The organism is Staphylococcus sp. 231237_7MaSpsaltlick, from assembly GCF_043107035.1.
This window is the reverse complement of record NZ_JBICNX010000002.1, coordinates 123901-143426: the sequence shown is the minus strand read 5'-3', so window position 1 is coordinate 143426 and position 19526 is coordinate 123901. Positions and strand designations below refer to the sequence as shown.

The following is a 19526-nucleotide window of genomic DNA, read 5'->3' as shown; positions in this document are numbered from 1 at the left end:
GCACTTAGCTTTAAAATAATATATTAGAATACTGGGGTATAAATATCTCAATATTATAAAACAGGCTGGGACAATTTAAATTGTTCCAGCCTTAATCATTATATTGGTAGTGGCTTAAGCTCAACTGCCTTTACTATGTTTATAAAGTTAAGAGGTGAACCAATCTGTACTAACATTTGGTCCTGTATAGTTTGCATCGACTTCTTGATTTAATTCAGGGGAAGAGTAGCTATCTGTATACTGCCATAAAACGTGTTCACGGGTAGGTTGCCCAGGATTATAGTTGGCCATCCAGTAGCCATCATAATTTTCTACAGATTGTTTAGCGTGTTCTAGCATGAAATTTTCATATGAATAAAACAATACTTTTTTATTTCCGGCTAAACCTTTCATTTCGTCATACCAAGCATTCGTGCTTTCTTCGGTAGTGCCAGAAGTAACTGAGTTTTGTTCAAAATCATTTATATAAAAGCTTGCTTTGGGAGCTCGGTTATATAAAGTTTGTGCCTCATAACGTGCGTCATCAGGGTCTTCATACATACTATATGAATAAACACCAAAGTCTAAGTCATGTTTGTCTAATAAATCAGAATTGTGTTCTAAGGACTCGTCTATTTTTTCTGAGCCGTATTGTGCTCTAATAATAATGAAATCGTAATTTGCTTTTAAATCCTTTACTTCTTGATCAGTTAAGTTACCTTGCCATTCGGAAATATCTAAGATACGTTCGCCTTCTTGTGAAGTTCCAGCTTCTGGCTGAATGTCTTTAGAACGAGTGGTTGTTTCGTGATTAGTACTCTTTTCCGGATGCTTATTTAAATATTGTTGGTATCCATATCCCATTGTTCCTTTTTGGCTTGAGGTATTACTAGCTGCATAAGTAGAGTTAATAGTTATTGTTGATGCAAATAATACACACATTGTAATAAATCCTTTTTTTATTGCCGAAACCATAACGTACTCCTTTGTTTATGTATTTAAAAAATATAAAAAACGAACATAGGGGTTATGCTAATAGAATTAATATAGATTTTCAACCATAGCTTAAATAACATTTATTTTTTATTAAAATAAAGAATTGTAACTTATAATATTAAATATATGAGATGGTGTCAGTTTTGTATAAAAGCAATTAATAAAACGTCTATATATGAGAAATAGCGATTACAATAATCAATTCTTGGTGATGTTTCATATGAAACATTTACGTAAATTAAGCAAACTGTTAAAGATGGATAACCATTGTAAAAAGTAAAGGCTTGTGCTATAATTCTTGATTGTGAGTAATGAAAATTATTCCTTGCTTGTCACATATGATGACGAGCCGCATAGACCACAAGGAGGTGCAATTATAAAATGAGAACATATGAAGTTATGTACATCGTTCGTCCAAACATTGAAGAAGAAGCTAAAAAAGCTGTCGTTGAACGTTTCAACGGAATTTTAGCTTCTCAAGGATCAGAAGTTTTAGAAGCTAAGGATTGGGGCAAACGCCGTTTAGCTTATGAAATCAATGATTTCAGTGAAGGTTACTACAATATCGTACGTATCCAAACTTCTGATAACGAAGCTACTGACGAATTCCAACGTTTAGCTAAAATTTCAGACGATGTAATCCGTTATATCGTAATTCGTGAAGACGAAGATAAGACAAGAAAATAATAGATGGGGGTCGTTTAAATGATAAATAGAGTTGTTTTAGTCGGTCGTTTAACGAAAGATCCAGAATATAGAACAACACCCTCAGGCGTGAGTGTTGCGACTTTTACTCTAGCAGTAAACCGTACGTTTACAAATGCGCAAGGGGAACGCGAAGCAGACTTCATTAATTGTGTCGTTTTTAGAAAACAAGCAGATAATGTTAATAACTACTTATTCAAGGGTAGTTTAGCTGGCGTTGACGGTCGCATTCAATCACGTAGCTATGAAAACCAAGAAGGACGTCGTATTTTTGTAACTGAAGTAGTTTGTGATAGCGTTCAATTCCTTGAACCAAAAAATCAAAACCAACGTCATGGTCAAGAAGGAAATAATAATTTCCAAAACTTTGGCGGACAACAATCAGGACAAAATACATCGTCGTATCAAAATAACAATAATAACAACAATAATACATCGAATAATAATCAATCAGATAATCCATTTGCAAATGCAAACGGACCAATTGATATTAGTGATGACGATTTACCGTTCTAATCTACAAACATTGTGTGAATGTTGTGTAGACTGTTTAGAAGTATATTAAAATGTGTGAAATTATATTATATGTGTGTGTAAATGTGTGAAGTATAATATGATAATTAATACACCTTCAACTGTTGAAGGTGTATTTTTTGTTCTGAAAAAGACAATGTTATTGAACTGAAAATAAGTACTAAAAGTATTATAGAAATTGGCTTTGCAAAAGGCTATGCTTAAAATTGGCTGAAAAGTCAGAATAATACAATAGAATTTAGCGCAATTAAAGAGTGTATTATTACTTTCCTTATTAATAAAGTTTAAAATAAGATTATAAATAATTAAAGTAATTAATTAATTAGTCAATTAAATGATTGTAAATTGATTTATATATGTTTAAACAATTGATAATTGGGAAATTATTTTACTGTAGTGTAAATAAAAAATATAATATCATTGAAGAATGCTTTAAATAATATTATTATAAGTTATGTACTATATTTTTATAGGGGGGCAGCTTTAATTGGCAAATAAAAAATTGTTATCGTACGCACAAAAGGAAATTTTACAAATAGAACAATTTTATGAGAACACTAGCATTAATAATATTGCTGGTATTGTTCATATGAATAATGGTTTAGGATATAACGAAGTAAATGAAGCCTTCAATAAAATCATAGAGCAACATGACACTTTAAGAATAAGGGTTACTAGAGAAGAAGGAGAATACAAGCAGTATCTAGTGGACTATGAACATCAAGATTTTGAGTTTGTAGACTTTTATCAAGATGAAGTTGGCTATGATAAGTGGGTTCGAGAAAGTGCTACTATGAATATCTTTAATTTAGATGAACCACTTTATAGAGTGATTATAGCAAAAGCGCCTCAGGGACACTATGTAATATTCTTGTTACAACACCATTTGATTAGCGATGCATGGGGTGTAACAATTGTTGTAGACAACCTATCCAAAAAGTTGGTAGGTAAAGAAGATAAAGAAACAGAAAGTGCTGCCTATTTTGAAGCTATTGCTACTGAAATGGACTATGAAAACACTAAGCGTTTCTCGAAAGATAAAGATTTTTGGTTAGGAAAATTAGAAAATTTCGAAGATAATATTCTTTTTGAGAAGACAACGTTGGACAGCGCAGTTGGTAAGAGAATAAGTATTAATTTATTAGATCAAGAAGCTGAAAATGTTAAACGTTTTTGTGAAGAAAATGATGTGAGTATAAGTAACCTTTTTTCAGCAATAATGCATGTCATTAAACATAAAAAAACATTGTCTAAAATTAATTCTGTTGGATTACTGATACATAATAGGAATAATCGAAAAGAAAAAACATCTACAGGAGTATTTTCAAGAGTATTACCCATAATCATTGAAATGGATAAAGAAGCAACTGTTAAATCTTATTTAAACAAGATTAAGCTAGAAAGTCTTAATGTATTAAAACATAGAAAATACCCATATGAGTATATTGTTGAAAATAGTGGGAATAAAAAAGGTTTAGTAGACTGCTTTGTGTCCTTCCAAAATGCCCAATACGATGCTGAATTTATGAATGATGGTTTTCTAGATGAATGGTTAGACAACGGGACAAATAATGCGCCATTAAGTGTTAACATCAGTAATAGAAGTAGTAAAAATGGTTTGGATATAGATTATGATTATCAAATTGATGTATTGGATGAAGCAGGCGTTTATCAATTACATGAAACGATTTTACATGTGTTGAATAGCATGATTGAAGCACCAGAACGAAAAATTAAAGATATTGAAATTGTTTCTGGAGAAGAAAGAGAAACAATTTTAAATGACTTTAACAATACGAATTTAGCGCTGAATAATTCCCAATCATTTATTGAACGATTTGAAGAACAAGTATCGAAATATCCGAACAAAACAGCAATCAAGTACGAAGGGGAAAGTCTGACCTATAAAGCGTTCAATGCTAAGGTCAACCAAATGGCGTATCGTTTGCGTTCTGAAGGCGTAGAGGCAGAGTCGCTTGTAGCAGTGATGGCTAACAGAAGCTTAGAAATGTTAGTGGCTATCTATGGAATTATTAAAGCAGGCGGTGCTTATGTTCCGATAGATCCTAATTATCCAGCAGATCGTATTAACTACATTTTAGAAGATAGCCAAGCAAAAGTATTATTAACGGATAATGAGTTGAAAGAAACGATTTCATACAATCATAAAGTGATTGATATTTCTAATAATGAAACATTAGCGTCACTTCCTTCTGACAATTTAGAGCATATTACAGACGTGAACAATTTAATGTATGTCATCTATACATCAGGTACAACAGGTAAGCCTAAAGGGGTTCTTGTTTCAGGAGAAAGTTTAATGAACCGTTTGAATTGGCTTATAGATAAGTATGGTATTGGTAATGAAGATATAGTCTTCTTCAAAACACCATTTACGTTTGACGTATCAGTATGGGAAGTATTTGGATTCGGAATGATTGGTGCTCAAGCAGTACTGTTACCTTCAGGTGAAGAAGGTAACCCTGAAAAAATTACATCAGTTATACAAAATGACACCCCTACAATGGTGCACTTCGTACCATCTATGTTTAACGTGTTTATTAACTTTATTAAAGCGACAAACCAAACACAAATGATTTCAAGTTTAAGATATGTCTTAGCGAGTGGTGAAGCTTTAAAACCAAGTATCGTAAATCAATTTAACGAGCTTATTGGTAGTAAAAATAACACACAATTAATTAATTTATATGGCCCAACAGAAGCGACAATCGATGTTACAAGCTTTGACTTTGACTACAATGTTAAATATGATGTTGTGCCAATTGGTAAGCCGATTGCAAACACGCAAGCTTATATTTTAAATGAAGATAACAATGTAATGGGTATTGGTGTGCCAGGTGAATTATGCATTGGGGGCATTAACGTTACAAGAGGTTACCTAAATCGCCCTGAATTGACACAAGAAAAATTCGTTGACAATCCGTTTGGCGAGGGCAAAATGTACCGTACAGGTGATTTAGCTCAATGGAATAATGATGGTAATATTTCTTATTTAGGTCGTATAGATGAGCAAGTTAAAATTCGTGGTTACCGCATTGAATTAGGTGAAATTGAGAGTATTCTGCGTAAGAACGATGCCATTTTAAATGTTGCAGTTGTTGCTAAGCCTATTATTGATGATGAATTATCAATTTGTACTTATATTGTTTCAAACCAAAAGATAGATTTCGAAGCATTAAAAGCTGAATTAAGCCAACAATTACCTGAATATATGGTACCAACTTACATGATGCAAGTTGATGAGTTACCTGTATCTTCAAGTGGTAAGTTGAACAAAAAAGCATTACCAGAAATAAAAGTAGGAAACTTGGAATACGTTGCGCCTAGAAATGATATGGAAGCAATGGTTGTTGATATATTTAGTGCTACGCTAAATATAGAACGCGTAAGTATCTTTGATAACTTCTTTGAAATTGGTGGACATTCACTTAAAGCAATTAGCGTGATTAATGAAATTGAAAGTAAGACTAATAAGCGTTTACCTTTGAAAAAAATATTTGATAATCCAACAGCTGCCTTACTTTCAAAAGTGATTGATAACGAAGTAAGCGACGCGATTGAACGCCGTATTCCTCTAGCAGAAACCAAACCGTATTATCTCACTTCTTCACCTCAAAAACGTTTATATGTTTTAAACGAAATGGTGGACGGACAAACTGCATACAATATGGCGAGTATGTTAGAAATTCGTGGTGAGGTTGATGTAGAGCGTGTGAGAAACACATTCCAAGCACTAGTAGATCGTCATGAAGCATTGAGAACACACTTTGATACTATCGATGGTGAGCCAGTTCAAATAGTTGATGATGAAGGTAGCATTCAGATTGATTATGAAGAAACACAAACGGAAGATTATGATACGTTGTTGAGTAATTTTGTTAAACCGTTTGATTTAACAACTGCACCTTTATTAAGAGTTAAAGTTGTTAAATGTGCAGAAAAACAATATATTTTATTATTTGATATGCATCATATTATTTCTGATGGTTTCTCTATTAATCTCATTATCAAAGAATTCACAGCACTGTATAAAGGTCGTACATTAGATGAATTAACAGTACAATACAAAGATTATAGTGAGTGGATGCGTTCGCGTGATTTAGATGAACAGCGTCAGTTTTGGGTATCTCAATTTGAAGAGGAAGCACCAGTACTAGACTTGCCATATGATTACGCTAGACCTAATCAGCAAAGTTTTACAGGTAGAACGGTAAGTATGGATATGCCAGAAACAACAAGAAATGCTATTACAAAACTTTCCCAAGCAACTGGTAGTACGGATTATATGATTCTATTGTCATCATTTATGGTGCTATTGCATAAATATAGTAGACAAGAAGATATTGTTGTAGGTAGCCCGATTTCTGGTCGTACACACAAAGATACAGAAAATATGTTAGGTATGTTTGTTAATACTTTAGCAATGCGTTCTAACCCAGAACGCAACAAATCATTTGAACAATTGTTAGCAGAAGTTAAAGATACATCATTACAAGCTTTTGACAATCAAGAATACCCATTAGAAGCGCTTGTAGATGAAATTGTAGAAAAACGTGATTTAACACGTAATCCATTATTTGATGTGTTATTTACATTGCAAAACACTGCGAATGAAAGTTTCCAAATCGATGATTGGTCAACAGAACAAAAAGAAGCTTCGTTTACCAACGCTAAATTTGATTTGAGTATGACGGTTTATGACAATAATGGTTATAAAATTGCCTTAGAATACGCACAAGAATTATTTGAGCAAGATACCATTGAGCGTATGTTAACGCACTTTATGGAATTACTTTCAAATATAACGGCTCAACCAACGGCGAAAATTAAAGAAATTGAAATGGTGACGCAAAATGAAAGAGATGTCATATTTAATGACTTTAATAATACGACGATACCATTTAATAACACGCAAACATTTGTTGAGCGCTTTGAAAATCAAGTTGCAAAAACACCATACAAGACGGCAATTTCATATGAAGGCGAGAGCTTAAGTTACCACGCATTAAACGAACGTGCGAATCAATTAGCTTATCAATTGCGCAATGAAGGCGTGACAGCAAATTCGCTTGTCGCATTAATGACAAATCGTCGTTTAGAAATGATTATCGGTATTTACGGTATTCTTAAAGCGGGTGGTGCATATGTACCTGTGGATCCAAATTATCCTAAAGACCGTATTAATTATATTTTAGAGGATAGCCAAGCAACTGTATTATTGACTGATAGAACGCTAGATAGTGATATTGTTTATGATAATACAGTGATTGATATTACTAAGAACCAAGAACTTAAAACATTACCGACAAACAATCTAGAGCATGTCACAGATGTCTCTAATTTAATGTATGTTATCTATACATCAGGAACGACTGGCCGTCCGAAAGGTGTCTTAGTTGCTGGAGAAAGTGTAATGAATAGACTGAATTGGGTTTATGATAAGTATGACATCGCCAGTGATGATATTATTTGTTTCAAGACGCCATTTACTTTTGATGTATCAGTTTGGGAAATTTTCGGTTTTGCAATGGTTGGTGCACAAGCTGTGCTATTACCATCAGGAGAAGAAGGTAATCCTGAACAAATTACTTCTCTAATACAAACATCCGAAGCGACAATGGTCCACTTTGTGCCATCTATGTTTAATGTATTTATTAATTACATTAAAGGTACAAAACAAGCACACTTAGTTTCTAGCTTAAGATACGTTCTAGCAAGTGGTGAGGCACTTAAACCAGAATTAGTAAACGAGTTTAATGAATATATAGGTGGAAAAAATAATACGCAATTGATTAACTTGTATGGTCCTACTGAAGCAACAATCGATGTGACAAGTTTTGAAACATATAGTGATGTTCACTATACGAATATTCCAATTGGTAAACCAATTGCTAATACACAAGCTTATATTTTAGATGAAGATAACCACGTCATGGGTATCGGTGTGTCTGGAGAACTTGTAATAGGCGGAGTCAATGTTACAGAAGGTTATTTAAACCGTCCTGAATTGACACAAGAAAAATTTGTCGACAATCCATTTGGCGAAGGCAAATTGTATCGTACAGGAGATTTAGCTCGATGGAATGCTGACGGCAATATTTCTTATTCTGGCCGTATCGATGAACAAGTTAAAATCCGTGGTTACCGTATTGAATTAGGTGAAATTGAAAGCGTCTTACGCCAAAATAAAGATATTTTAGATGTAGCAGTTATCACGAAACCTATGATTGACGGAGAATTAGCCATTTGTGTTTATATCGTGTCGGATCAAGACATTGATTTTGACGAAGTGAAAATGGAATTAAACCATAAATTACCAGACTATATGGTCCCATCTTATATGACTCAAATAGATGAACTGCCAGTATCTTCAAGTGGTAAGTTAAACAAACGTGCGTTACCAGAAATTAAAGTTGAAGGTAAGGTTTATGTAGCACCTGAAACTGAAACAGAATCTATGTTAGCTTCTATTTTTGAGTCTGTTTTAAATATTGAGAAGGTAAGTACAAATGATAACTTCTTTGAAATTGGTGGTCATTCGCTAAAAGCAATCGGTATTATTAATAAGATTGAGAGTGAAGTAGGTAAACGATTACCATTGAAATTAGTGTTTGAAAGTCCTACTATTGCACAACTTGCAAAAGTGGTTGACACATATACTGATAATGGCAATAGTCAAAGTATCCCTCAAGCTGAAAGTAAACCGTATTACTTAGCATCTTCACCACAAAAACGTCTATATGTTTTAAATGAAATGGTAGATGGTCAAACAGCGTATAATATGCCGAGCATGTTAGAAATTCAAGGAAATGTTGATGTATCACGTGTAGAAGATGTATTCCAAAAATTAGTAGATCGTCACGAAGCGTTGAGAACACATTTTGAAACGATAAAAGGCGAGCCGGTTCAAGTAATTAATGACTCAGCAACTATCGTTGTAGATTACCAAGAAATTAATGAAGAAGACGAATTTGCTTTACTAAATGAATTTGTCCAACCGTTTGATTTAGGTCAAGCTCCGTTATTAAGAGTTAAAATAGCTAAAACAGCTGAACAACGCTATGTACTACTTTATGATATGCATCATATTATTTCTGATGGTTTCTCAATCAACATCATCATGAAAGAATTCTCTGCTTTATATCATGAACAAACGTTAGAGCCATTAAGCGTACAATACAAAGATTATAGTGAGTGGATGCAAGCACGTGACTTAAACGACCAACGTGAATTTTGGTTATCTCAATTTGAAGATGAAGCGCCAGTGTTAGATTTACCTTATGATTACGCTAGACCAAATCAACAAAGCTTTACTGGAAAAACAGTGAGCGTGGAAATGCCTGAGGACGTTCAAAAGGCTATCCATCAATTGTCTCAAACAACAGGCAGTACAGATTATATGATTCTATTGTCATCGTTCATGGTGCTATTGCATAAATATAGTAGACAAGAGGACGTTGTTGTAGGTAGTCCAATTTCGGGCCGTACACACAGAGATACTGAGGATATGCTAGGCATGTTCGTTAACACTTTAGCAATGCGTTCGTATCCAGAAAGAAATAAAACATTTAGCCAATTATTAGATGAAGTCAAAGAGCTAGCTTTAAAAGCTTATGACAATCAAGAATATCCTTTAGAAGCGTTATTAGATGAAGTTGTAGAAAAACGTGATTTAACACGTAATCCTTTATTTGATGTGTTGTTCACGTTACAAAATAACGAAAAGCAAAGCTTACAAATAGAAGATTGGTTAATACAGAAAAAAGAAACTTCAAATACAAATGCAAAATTTGATTTGAGTATGACCATTCACGAAAACGAAGACTATAAAGTCTCATTAGAATATGCACAAGAGTTATTCAGTGAAGATACAGTAGAGCGTATGCTAGCACATTTTGTAGAAATAATCTCTAGTGTTGTGCGTCGTCCTGAACAGAATATTAGTGATATTGAAATTATCACTGATGCTGAAAAAGAAATAATTTTAAATCAATTTAATGATACAGAATTAGAATTAAATAATTCTGTGACGTTTGTAGAACGTTTTGAAAAACAAGTCGAACAAACACCAAATAAAACGGCAATCACATTTGAAGGTGAACACTTAACTTATCAAACATTAAATGAACGTGCGAACCAAGTAGCATATCAATTGCGCAACGAAGGCGTGAAACCAAATGATTTAGTCGGTATTATGTCTCAACGTCGTTTAGAAATGATGATTGGTATATATGGTATCTTAAAAGCTGGCGGTGCCTATGTACCATTAGATCCAAACCATCCACACGAACGTACGAACTTCATCTTGAAAGATAGTAATCCGCGTGTATTGCTAACAGATGAAAAAATAGACTATGGCATTAAATTTGATAATGAAATTATTAAATTAACGAATAATACATTCCTTAATAATTTACCAACAGAGAATCTACCTCTTGTAACAGATGAAGCAAACTTAATGTATATTATCTATACATCAGGCACGACAGGTAAACCTAAGGGTGTTATGGTACCTTACAATAGTGTTATGAATCGCTTGAACTGGATGGTTGATTATTTCGGTTTAGGTACAGAAGATAAAATATTATTTAAAACACCATTTACTTTTGACGTATCTATTTGGGAAGTCTTTGGTTGGGCAGTCATGGGTGGCGAAATTATCATGCTACGCTCAGGGGAGGAAAGTAACCCAGAGAAGATTGCTTCTGTAATTGACCAACATGATATCACGATGACTCATTTTGTCCCATCAATGTTAAGCGTCTTTATCGATTTCATCAAAACAAGTCATAAAGCAACTGAAATTGCATCATTAAATCATGTATTTACGAGTGGTGAGGCATTAAAAGCAGATCATGTTAACCAATTTAATGACTTAGTTGGCTCAAGAAATCATACATTGCTTTACAATTTATATGGACCTACGGAAACGACAGTTGAGGTAACTTACTATCCTGTCTTTGCAGGCCAATCATACACAGAAGTACCTATTGGTAGACCTATAGCCAATTCTCATGCATATATTATGAATGAAGATAATAATTTATTAGGCATTGGCGTACCAGGAGAACTTTGCATAGGTGGCATGGCTGTAACAGATGGTTACTTAAATAGACCAGAGTTGACCGCTGAAAAATTTGTAGATAACCCGTTCGGTGAAGGGAAAATGTATCGTACTGGAGATTTAGTGAAATGGACGAAAGATGGCCTTCTTGATTATATCGGACGTATTGATGAGCAAGTTAAAATCCGTGGCTACCGTATTGAACTTGGCGAAATCGAAAGTTCAATAGCCCAAATTGATAACATTTCAGAAGTAGCAGTAGTTACGCAATCAGATGAAAATAATGCAGATTTAATGATTGCTGCATATGTAGTTTCAGAAGATGTAGTAGATTTTGATTCCATTAAAACTACGCTTGGTAAACAATTGCCTGACTATATGATTCCTACGTTGATGATGCAAATTGACAGTTTACCAGTGACAGCGAATGGTAAATTAGATAAAAAAGGATTGCCAAAAATTAAGCTTGAGAATAAAACCTACGTGGAACCAAGAGATGCAACAGAAGCGACGATTGCAGAAGTATACGGTGACATATTAAATCTTGATAATGTTAGTGCTTTGGATAATTTCTTTGAAATAGGTGGACATTCATTGAGAGCGATTAGCGTAATTAATGAAATTGAAAGCAAGATGTCTGTACGTATACCATTGAAAGCTATTTTCGAAAATCCAACAGTATCTCAATTGGCTAAAGCAATTGGTAATCATGCTGGTGAATTAAGTAGCCAAACTATTCCATTAGCAGAACCAAAAGCACACTATTTGGCATCTTCACCACAAAAACGTCTTTATGTTTTAAATGAAATGATGGACGGTCAAACAGCTTATAATATGCCAAGTATGTTAGAAGTTCGTGGTGAAGTAGATGTGGAACGCGTACAAAATGTATTCCAAAGCTTAGTGAATCGTCATGAAGCATTGAGAACACATTTTGATACAGTAGATAGCGAACCAGTTCAAATCATAGATGAGCAGGCAAACATTACGGTTGATTACGAAGAAGTATCAACTGAAGACTATGAACAGCTCTTAGACAGCTTTATAAGACCTTTCAATTTAGCACATGCGCCATTACTTCGAGTAAAAGTGGTTAAATGTGCCGAGCAACGTTACGTATTGCTATTCGACATGCATCATATTATCTCTGATGGTTTTTCAATTAATCTAATCATTAAAGAATTTACTGCTTTATATCATGGACAAGCGTTAGAAACTTTGACTGCGCAATATAAAGATTATAGTGAATGGATGCACACACGTGATTTAAGTGATCAACGTGCCTTCTGGTTATCACAATTTGAAGAAGACGCACCGGTTCTAGATTTACCTTATGATCATGCGCGCTCTATTCAACAAAGTTACACTGGGAAATCTGTAAGCGTGGAAGTACCGGAAGAATTACGTCAAGAGATACAAGCGTTATCGCAGACGACAGGTAGTACGGACTTTATGATTCTATTGGCTTCATTTAATGTACTATTGCATAAGTATAGTCGACAGGAAGATATTGTTGTCGGCAGTCCTATTTCAGGAAGAACGCACAAGGATACAGAAAATATGCTAGGTATGTTTGTAAATACGTTAGCTATGCGTGCGTACCCAGAGAGAAGTAAAACGTTTAACCAATTACTCTCTGAAGTAAAAGATACTGCATTGAAAGCGTATGATAACCAAGAGTATCCGTTAGAAGCTCTTGTAGATGAAATAGTTGAAACACGTGATTTAACGCGTAATCCATTATTTGATGTGCTATTCACATTACAAAACAATGAAACAGAAAGTCTTCAAATAGAAGATTGGTCTATCGAACAGAAAGAACCATCAACGACTAATGCCAAATTTGATTTAAGCATGACGATTTTTGATGACGATGGATATAAAATTTCATTGGAGTTTGCAGAAGAACTGTTTAATCAAGATACAGTCGCGCGTATGCTAGATCATTACTTAGAAATATTGAAGCATAGTGTGCAACAACCTGAACAAAAAATCAGTAATCTTCAAATGATTACCAAACAAGAAGAAGCTACAATATTTAATGACTTTAATAATACGGAAGTTCCGTTCAACAACAACAAAACTTTTGTGGAAATCTTTGAAGCACAAGTAGCTAAGAGTCCTAACGAAATAGCTATTACTTACGAAGGTGAAAGTCTAACTTACGCAATGTTAAATGCTAAGGCGAACCAACTTGCGAACTATTTACGCATTGAAGGTGTTAAACCTAATACGCTCGTCGGCTTGATGACAAATCGTCGATTAGAAATGATGATTGGTATCTACGGTATTCTCAAAGCAGGTGGTGCCTATGTTCCTATTGATCCAAACTATCCAAGCGATCGTATCAACTACATTTTAGGAGATAGTCAACCAAACGTACTGTTAACTGACCAAACGTTAGATGGAACAATCGACTTTAATAAAGCTGTATTGAACTTAACAGATGATTCGGTAGTAGAGACACAATCAACAGATAATTTAACCAAGGTTACAGATGTCACAGACTTGATGTACGTTATTTACACATCTGGTACAACAGGTAAGCCAAAAGGCGTTATGGTGCCATACAAAGGTGTAATGAACCGTCTGCATTGGATGATTGATAAATATTACATCAACAATGAAGATACGATTTTATTTAAAACACCATTTACGTTTGATGTTTCTGTTTGGGAGATATTCGGACCAACTATGGTTGGTGCCCAAGCAATACTCTTACCTTCAGGTGAAGAAAGTAACCCTGAAAAAATAACAGCACTTATTGATCATCACAACATCACAATGGTTCACTTTGTGCCATCTATGTTAGGTGTGTTTATCGACTTTATTAAATCAACTAATAGAGTAGCAGATATTGCTACAGTTAACTATGTACTTGCTAGTGGTGAAGCGTTAAAAGCAGAACAAGTAAATCAATTTAATGCTTTAATTGGTGAACCAAACAATGCATTATTGATTGATTTATATGGCCCAACCGAAGCGTCAATCGAAGTGATTTATTATCCATGTACACCAGGCGAAACGTATGACAAGATTCCAATTGGTCGCCCAATCGCAAACATTCAAGCTTATATTATGAATGAAGATGAAAGTTTGATGGGTATCGGCGTTCCAGGAGAATTATGTATCGGTGGCGTAGGTGTTACGAAAGGTTACTTAAATCGACCTGATTTGACGGACGAGAAATTTATTGATAATCCATTTGGAGAAGGTAAATTATATCGTACGGGTGACTTGGCAAAATGGAGTACGACAGGTAATGTTGAATATCTTGGCCGTATTGATGAGCAAGTTAAGATTCGTGGTTATCGTATTGAGTTAGGTGAAATTGAAAGTTTATTACGTCAGATTAATCTAATTTCAGACGTAGCAGTTGTTGCTAAACCAATGGCTGGCGAAGAATTGGCGATTTGTGCTTATTTAGTTTCAGATGAAAGCATTGACTTCGATGAAATTAAATCACAACTTAATCAAAACTTACCAGATTATATGGTACCAACATACATGACTCAAATCGATATTTTACCAGTAACATCAAATGGTAAATTAGACAAAAAACAATTGCCTGAAATCCAGGTTGAAAGTGAAAATTATGTTGCTCCTACAAATGATATAGAAGAAATGCTCACAAATATTTTTGGTGAAGTATTAAATATTGAACGAGTAAGTATATATGATAATTTCTTTGAAGTAGGAGGGCACTCACTAAAAGCCATTAATGTGATTAATAAAATCGAAGGTGAAACTGGTATACGTTTACCATTAAAAGTAATATTTGAAAGTCCTACAGTCGCACAACTTGGAAAAGTATTAAATGACCAGGAAAGTAGCTTAGATGGACAAAATATTCCTATAGCTGAATCGAAGTCATACTATCTTGCATCTTCTCCACAAAAACGTTTATATGTGTTGAATGAAATGGTGCAAGGTCAAACGGCTTACAATATGCCAAGTATGCTAGAAATTAATGGTGTCGTTGATGTAGCGCGTGTTGAAGATGTATTCCAAAGCTTAGTGGAACGTCACGAAGCATTAAGAACGCATTTTGAAACGATAGACGGTGAGCCTGTACAAATTATAGATGAACAGGCAAATATAACTGTAGATTATGAAGAAACAGATATAGATGATTATGAAACGTTGTTAAATGACTTTGTAAGACCATTCAATTTAAATCAATCACCACTGTTAAGAGTGAAAATCGTTAAATTGGCTGATCAACGTCATATCTTACTCTTTGATATTCACCATATTATTTCAGATGGTTTCTCTATTAACCTAATCATTAAAGAATTTATCGCGCTATATCACGAAAGAACTTTAGATAACTTGAAAGTACAGTACAAAGATTATAGTGAATGGATGCACAACCGTGATTTAAGTAATCAACGTGCGTTCTGGTTATCTCAATTCGAAGATGAAGCACCAGTATTAGATTTACCTTATGATCATTCAAGACCTAAACAACAAAGCTTTACAGGTAAAACAGTATCAGCTGAAATGCCTAAAGAGACAAGGGACGCATTACATGAATTGGCTCAAAGAACTAATAGTACAGACTATATGATTCTACTGTCTTCATTTATGATTTTATTGCATAAATATAGTAGACAAGAAGATGTGGTTATAGGTAGTCCAATCTCAGGGCGTACTCATCAAGATACAGATAACTTGTTAGGTATGTTTGTTAATACGTTGCCAATGCGTGCTTATCCGGAAAATAACAAAGCATTTGAGCAATTCTTAGATGAAGTGAGAGATACTGCACTAAAAGCATATGATAACCAAGAGTATCCACTAGAAGAATTAGTGGACGAGGTTGTAGAAAGACGTGACTTAACACGCAACCCACTCTTTGACGTGCTCTTCACGTTACAAAATAACGAAACCCAAGATCTTCAAATTGAAGATTGGGATATTAAAGAAAAACAAGCAACAAATACAAAAGCTAAGTTTGATTTAAATATGATGATTGAGGATGACGAAGCATACAAAGTATCACTAGAATACGCTGCAGAATTATTTGAACCACAAACGGTTGAACGTATGTTGAATCACTATCTGAAAATATTAAGCGAAGTGGTACAACATCCAGCCCAAAATATCAGTGAGATTGATATGACAACAGAAGAAGAGAGAGCACAAATTCTCGGTACGTTTAACGATACGTATGCAGAATTACCTAATAAGCAAACTTTTGTTGAGCGTTTTGAAAAGCAAGTTGCGAAAACGCCAGATCAAACAGCTATCACATATGAAGGTGAAAGTTTAACATACAAAGAACTTAATATACGTGTGAACCAACTAGCCCATAAATTACGTGCAGAAGGAGTAGAAGCTAATTCACTTGTAGGTTTAATGACGAATCGTAGTATAGAAATGATGGTAAGTATATACGGAATATTAAAAGCTGGTGGTGCTTATGTACCAATGGATCCTAGTCAACCTAGTGACCGTATCAACTATATTTTGAATGATAGTCAGCCAACATTGATAATTACAGATCGCGCATTAGATACAAATATTGAGTTTGATAGAAAGGTAATTGACATAACTAAGAAAGATGCGCTTGCTAATCTATCAACGGATAATTTAAACCACATTACAGATGTTTCTGATTTAATGTATGTAATATATACGTCAGGTACGACTGGTAAACCTAAAGGGGTGGTTGTTCCGTACGAAGGTGTGCTGAACCGTCTGAATTGGATGATTGATGAGTATGACTTTAATGAAGAAGATATCATCATGTTTAAAACACCATATACATTTGATGTATCAGTGTGGGAAATTTTCGGATTCGCTATGGTAGGTGCGCAAGCCGTGTTACTACCATCTGGAGAAGAAGGAAACCCAAGTAAGATTACATCGCTAATCCAACAACATTCAATCACTATGATTCATTTTGTACCTTCGATGTTAGGTGTGTTTGTTGATTATATTAAATCGACAAATGAAGTAGCTGAAATAGCATCACTTAATATAGTCCTTGCAACTGGTGAAGCACTAAAATCTGAACAAGCAAATCGCTTTAACTCAATCATCGGTCAGCCAAATGATACATTGCTTATTGATTTATATGGTCCGACAGAAGCTTCAATTGAGGTAACTTATAATCCATTACCGCCAATTCAGGAGTACGATATTATAACAATCGGTCGACCAATTGCTAATGTACAAATGTATGTTCTAAATAGTAATAATCAGCATACAGGTATCGGCGTTCCAGGAGAGCTTTGTATTGCAGGCGTTGCTGTAACAAATGGTTATCTCAATCGTCCAGAATTAACACAACAACAATTTATTGATAATCCGTTTGGTGAAGGAAAAGTTTACCGCACAGGTGACTTAGCAAAATGGACAACAGATGGAGAAATAGAATATTTAGGTCGTATAGACGAACAAGTTAAGATTCGTGGTTATCGTATTGAACTTGGTGAAATTTCTAGCCACTTACTACGTATTGAAAACATTTCTGATGCAGGTGTCATTGCTAAACCAATGGCTGGAGAAGAACTAGCGATTTGTGCGTATCTGGTTGCTGATCAACCAATTTCATTTACAGATATTAAGACTGAACTTGCACGTAAAGTACCAGACTACATGGTGCCAGCTTATATGACACAAATAGAACAATTGCCAGTTACATCTAATGGTAAATTAAATAAACGTGCATTACCTGAAATTGAAGTTGAAAGACAGGAGTTTGTTGAACCTAGAAATGAAATCGAAGCGGATGTTGTTAAAGCAATGGAAGAAATATTAAATACAGATAGCATAAGTGTTTATGACAACTTCTTTGAAATTGGTGGAGATTCTATCATAGCGATTAAACTGACATCGTTATTATCAAAATCATATAACATTTCAATTAAAGACATTTTCGAACTACAAACGATTGACCGTATCAGTGAGTCTATAGCTGCAAAAGATCAAACAAATATTCTAACTAAGTTAGAAACACTTAAAAATATAGATACTGCACAAGCACATCAATTCAGTAGTGAATTTATTCAAGAAATTAATGAATATAAAGAAGAAAGTGTAGAGAATTATGAAGTTATTAGTTCTGGAGCGGTTAAACAAGGTAAAAATGTATTGCTCACAGGAGCTACTGGATTCTTTGGTATATACATGTTGAACAATTTATTAGAAGATACGGACTTTAATATTTATGTCATGGTAAGAAGTAATAAAGAAGTTACAGGAGAAACGAAATTATATCGTAACTGGATTTATTACTTTGAATCTCAAATTGATCCTGAGTATGCAGAAAGAATCCATATCATTGAAGGTAATATCGAGTTAGAAAAACTAGGCATGGCTTCAGAAACTTACGAGTCTTTATCTCAAAATATCGATATGATTGTTAACGCTGCGGCGAATGTTAGTCACTTTGCGACGACAGATGCTTCATACGGCGCAAACGTTGGCGGTATTGAACAACTAATTCAATTTGCTAAATACAATCAATCTAAAGAGATTCACCACATGTCTACAATTTCTATTGCTTCAGGTAAGGTAGACGACAAAGCACAGTTAACATTTTCAGAACATGACTTAGATTTAGGTCAGGTAATGAATAATGTTTACTTAGATACTAAGATAGAAGCTGAAAAAGTATTGATTGCTAGTAGAGAGCAAGGTGTAGAAACAAATATTTATAGATTGGGTAATTTACAATGTGATTCTCGTACAGGAGTATTCCAGAAAAATGAAGAAAACAATGCTTTCTATAGTATTATAAAATCATTTAGAAACCTAGAAATATTCCCAGATTTAGAAAATGATGATTTAGAATTCACTCCTGTGGATCAGGCAGCTAAAGCGTGTAGCCAATTGATTAAAAATAATCAACTAAATAACGAGATTCATCATATATATAATAACCATCACCTTTCACTTAAACAATTGATGCATGTGTATAATCAAAACAATTATCATATTAAAGATGTACAGTGGAATGAATTTGTCGATTACTTAATGCATTGTATTAAAGAAGATGTTATGAGCGATCAAATCAATGATTTCCTATTGCATACAGGCGTACTAGATAACAATATTTTCAACAAATCTCATTTTGAAGTATTAGATTTTAAAACTAATTTCATACTCGAAAAGTTAAACTTCAAGTGGCAACCTACTGAAGATGCAACATTATCTAAAATGATTAGCCATCCAAAAAATAATTTCTAATTACAACTATGAAGTAGCAAAATAACAA

Annotated in this window: 4 protein-coding genes; 3 read left to right on the top strand and 1 reads right to left on the bottom strand. The window is 34.1% G+C overall.

The genetic code is table 11. From position 1 onward, the window contains the following. Positions 1-147: 147 nt before the first annotated feature. Positions 148-954: a GH25 family lysozyme gene (locus ACF91D_RS03815; protein WP_107548666.1), complete on the bottom strand. Its 807-nt coding sequence runs from the start codon at positions 952-954 to the stop codon at positions 148-150. Between the two features lie 402 nt (positions 955-1356). Between ACF91D_RS03815 and rpsF the strand changes: the two genes are divergently transcribed. The 3 genes from rpsF (at position 1357) to ACF91D_RS03800 (ending at position 19498) form a co-directional block, all read left to right on the top strand. Further along, the gene (gene rpsF / locus ACF91D_RS03810; RefSeq protein ID WP_039069218.1) at positions 1357-1662 is read left to right on the top strand and encodes a 30S ribosomal protein S6; all 306 of its coding nucleotides are present in this window, start codon (positions 1357-1359) and stop codon (positions 1660-1662) included. 18 nt (positions 1663-1680) lie between these two features. After that, a complete protein-coding gene (ssb, locus tag ACF91D_RS03805; RefSeq protein WP_039069219.1) occupies positions 1681-2196 on the top strand; it encodes a single-stranded DNA-binding protein in 516 nt (171 codons plus the stop codon). 505 nt (positions 2197-2701) lie between these two features. Then, positions 2702-19498 carry a non-ribosomal peptide synthase/polyketide synthase gene (locus ACF91D_RS03800; RefSeq protein WP_327620943.1) on the top strand — a complete coding sequence of 5599 codons (16797 nt, stop codon included), beginning with the start codon at positions 2702-2704 and terminating at the stop codon, positions 19496-19498. Positions 19499-19526: the final 28 nt, after the last annotated feature.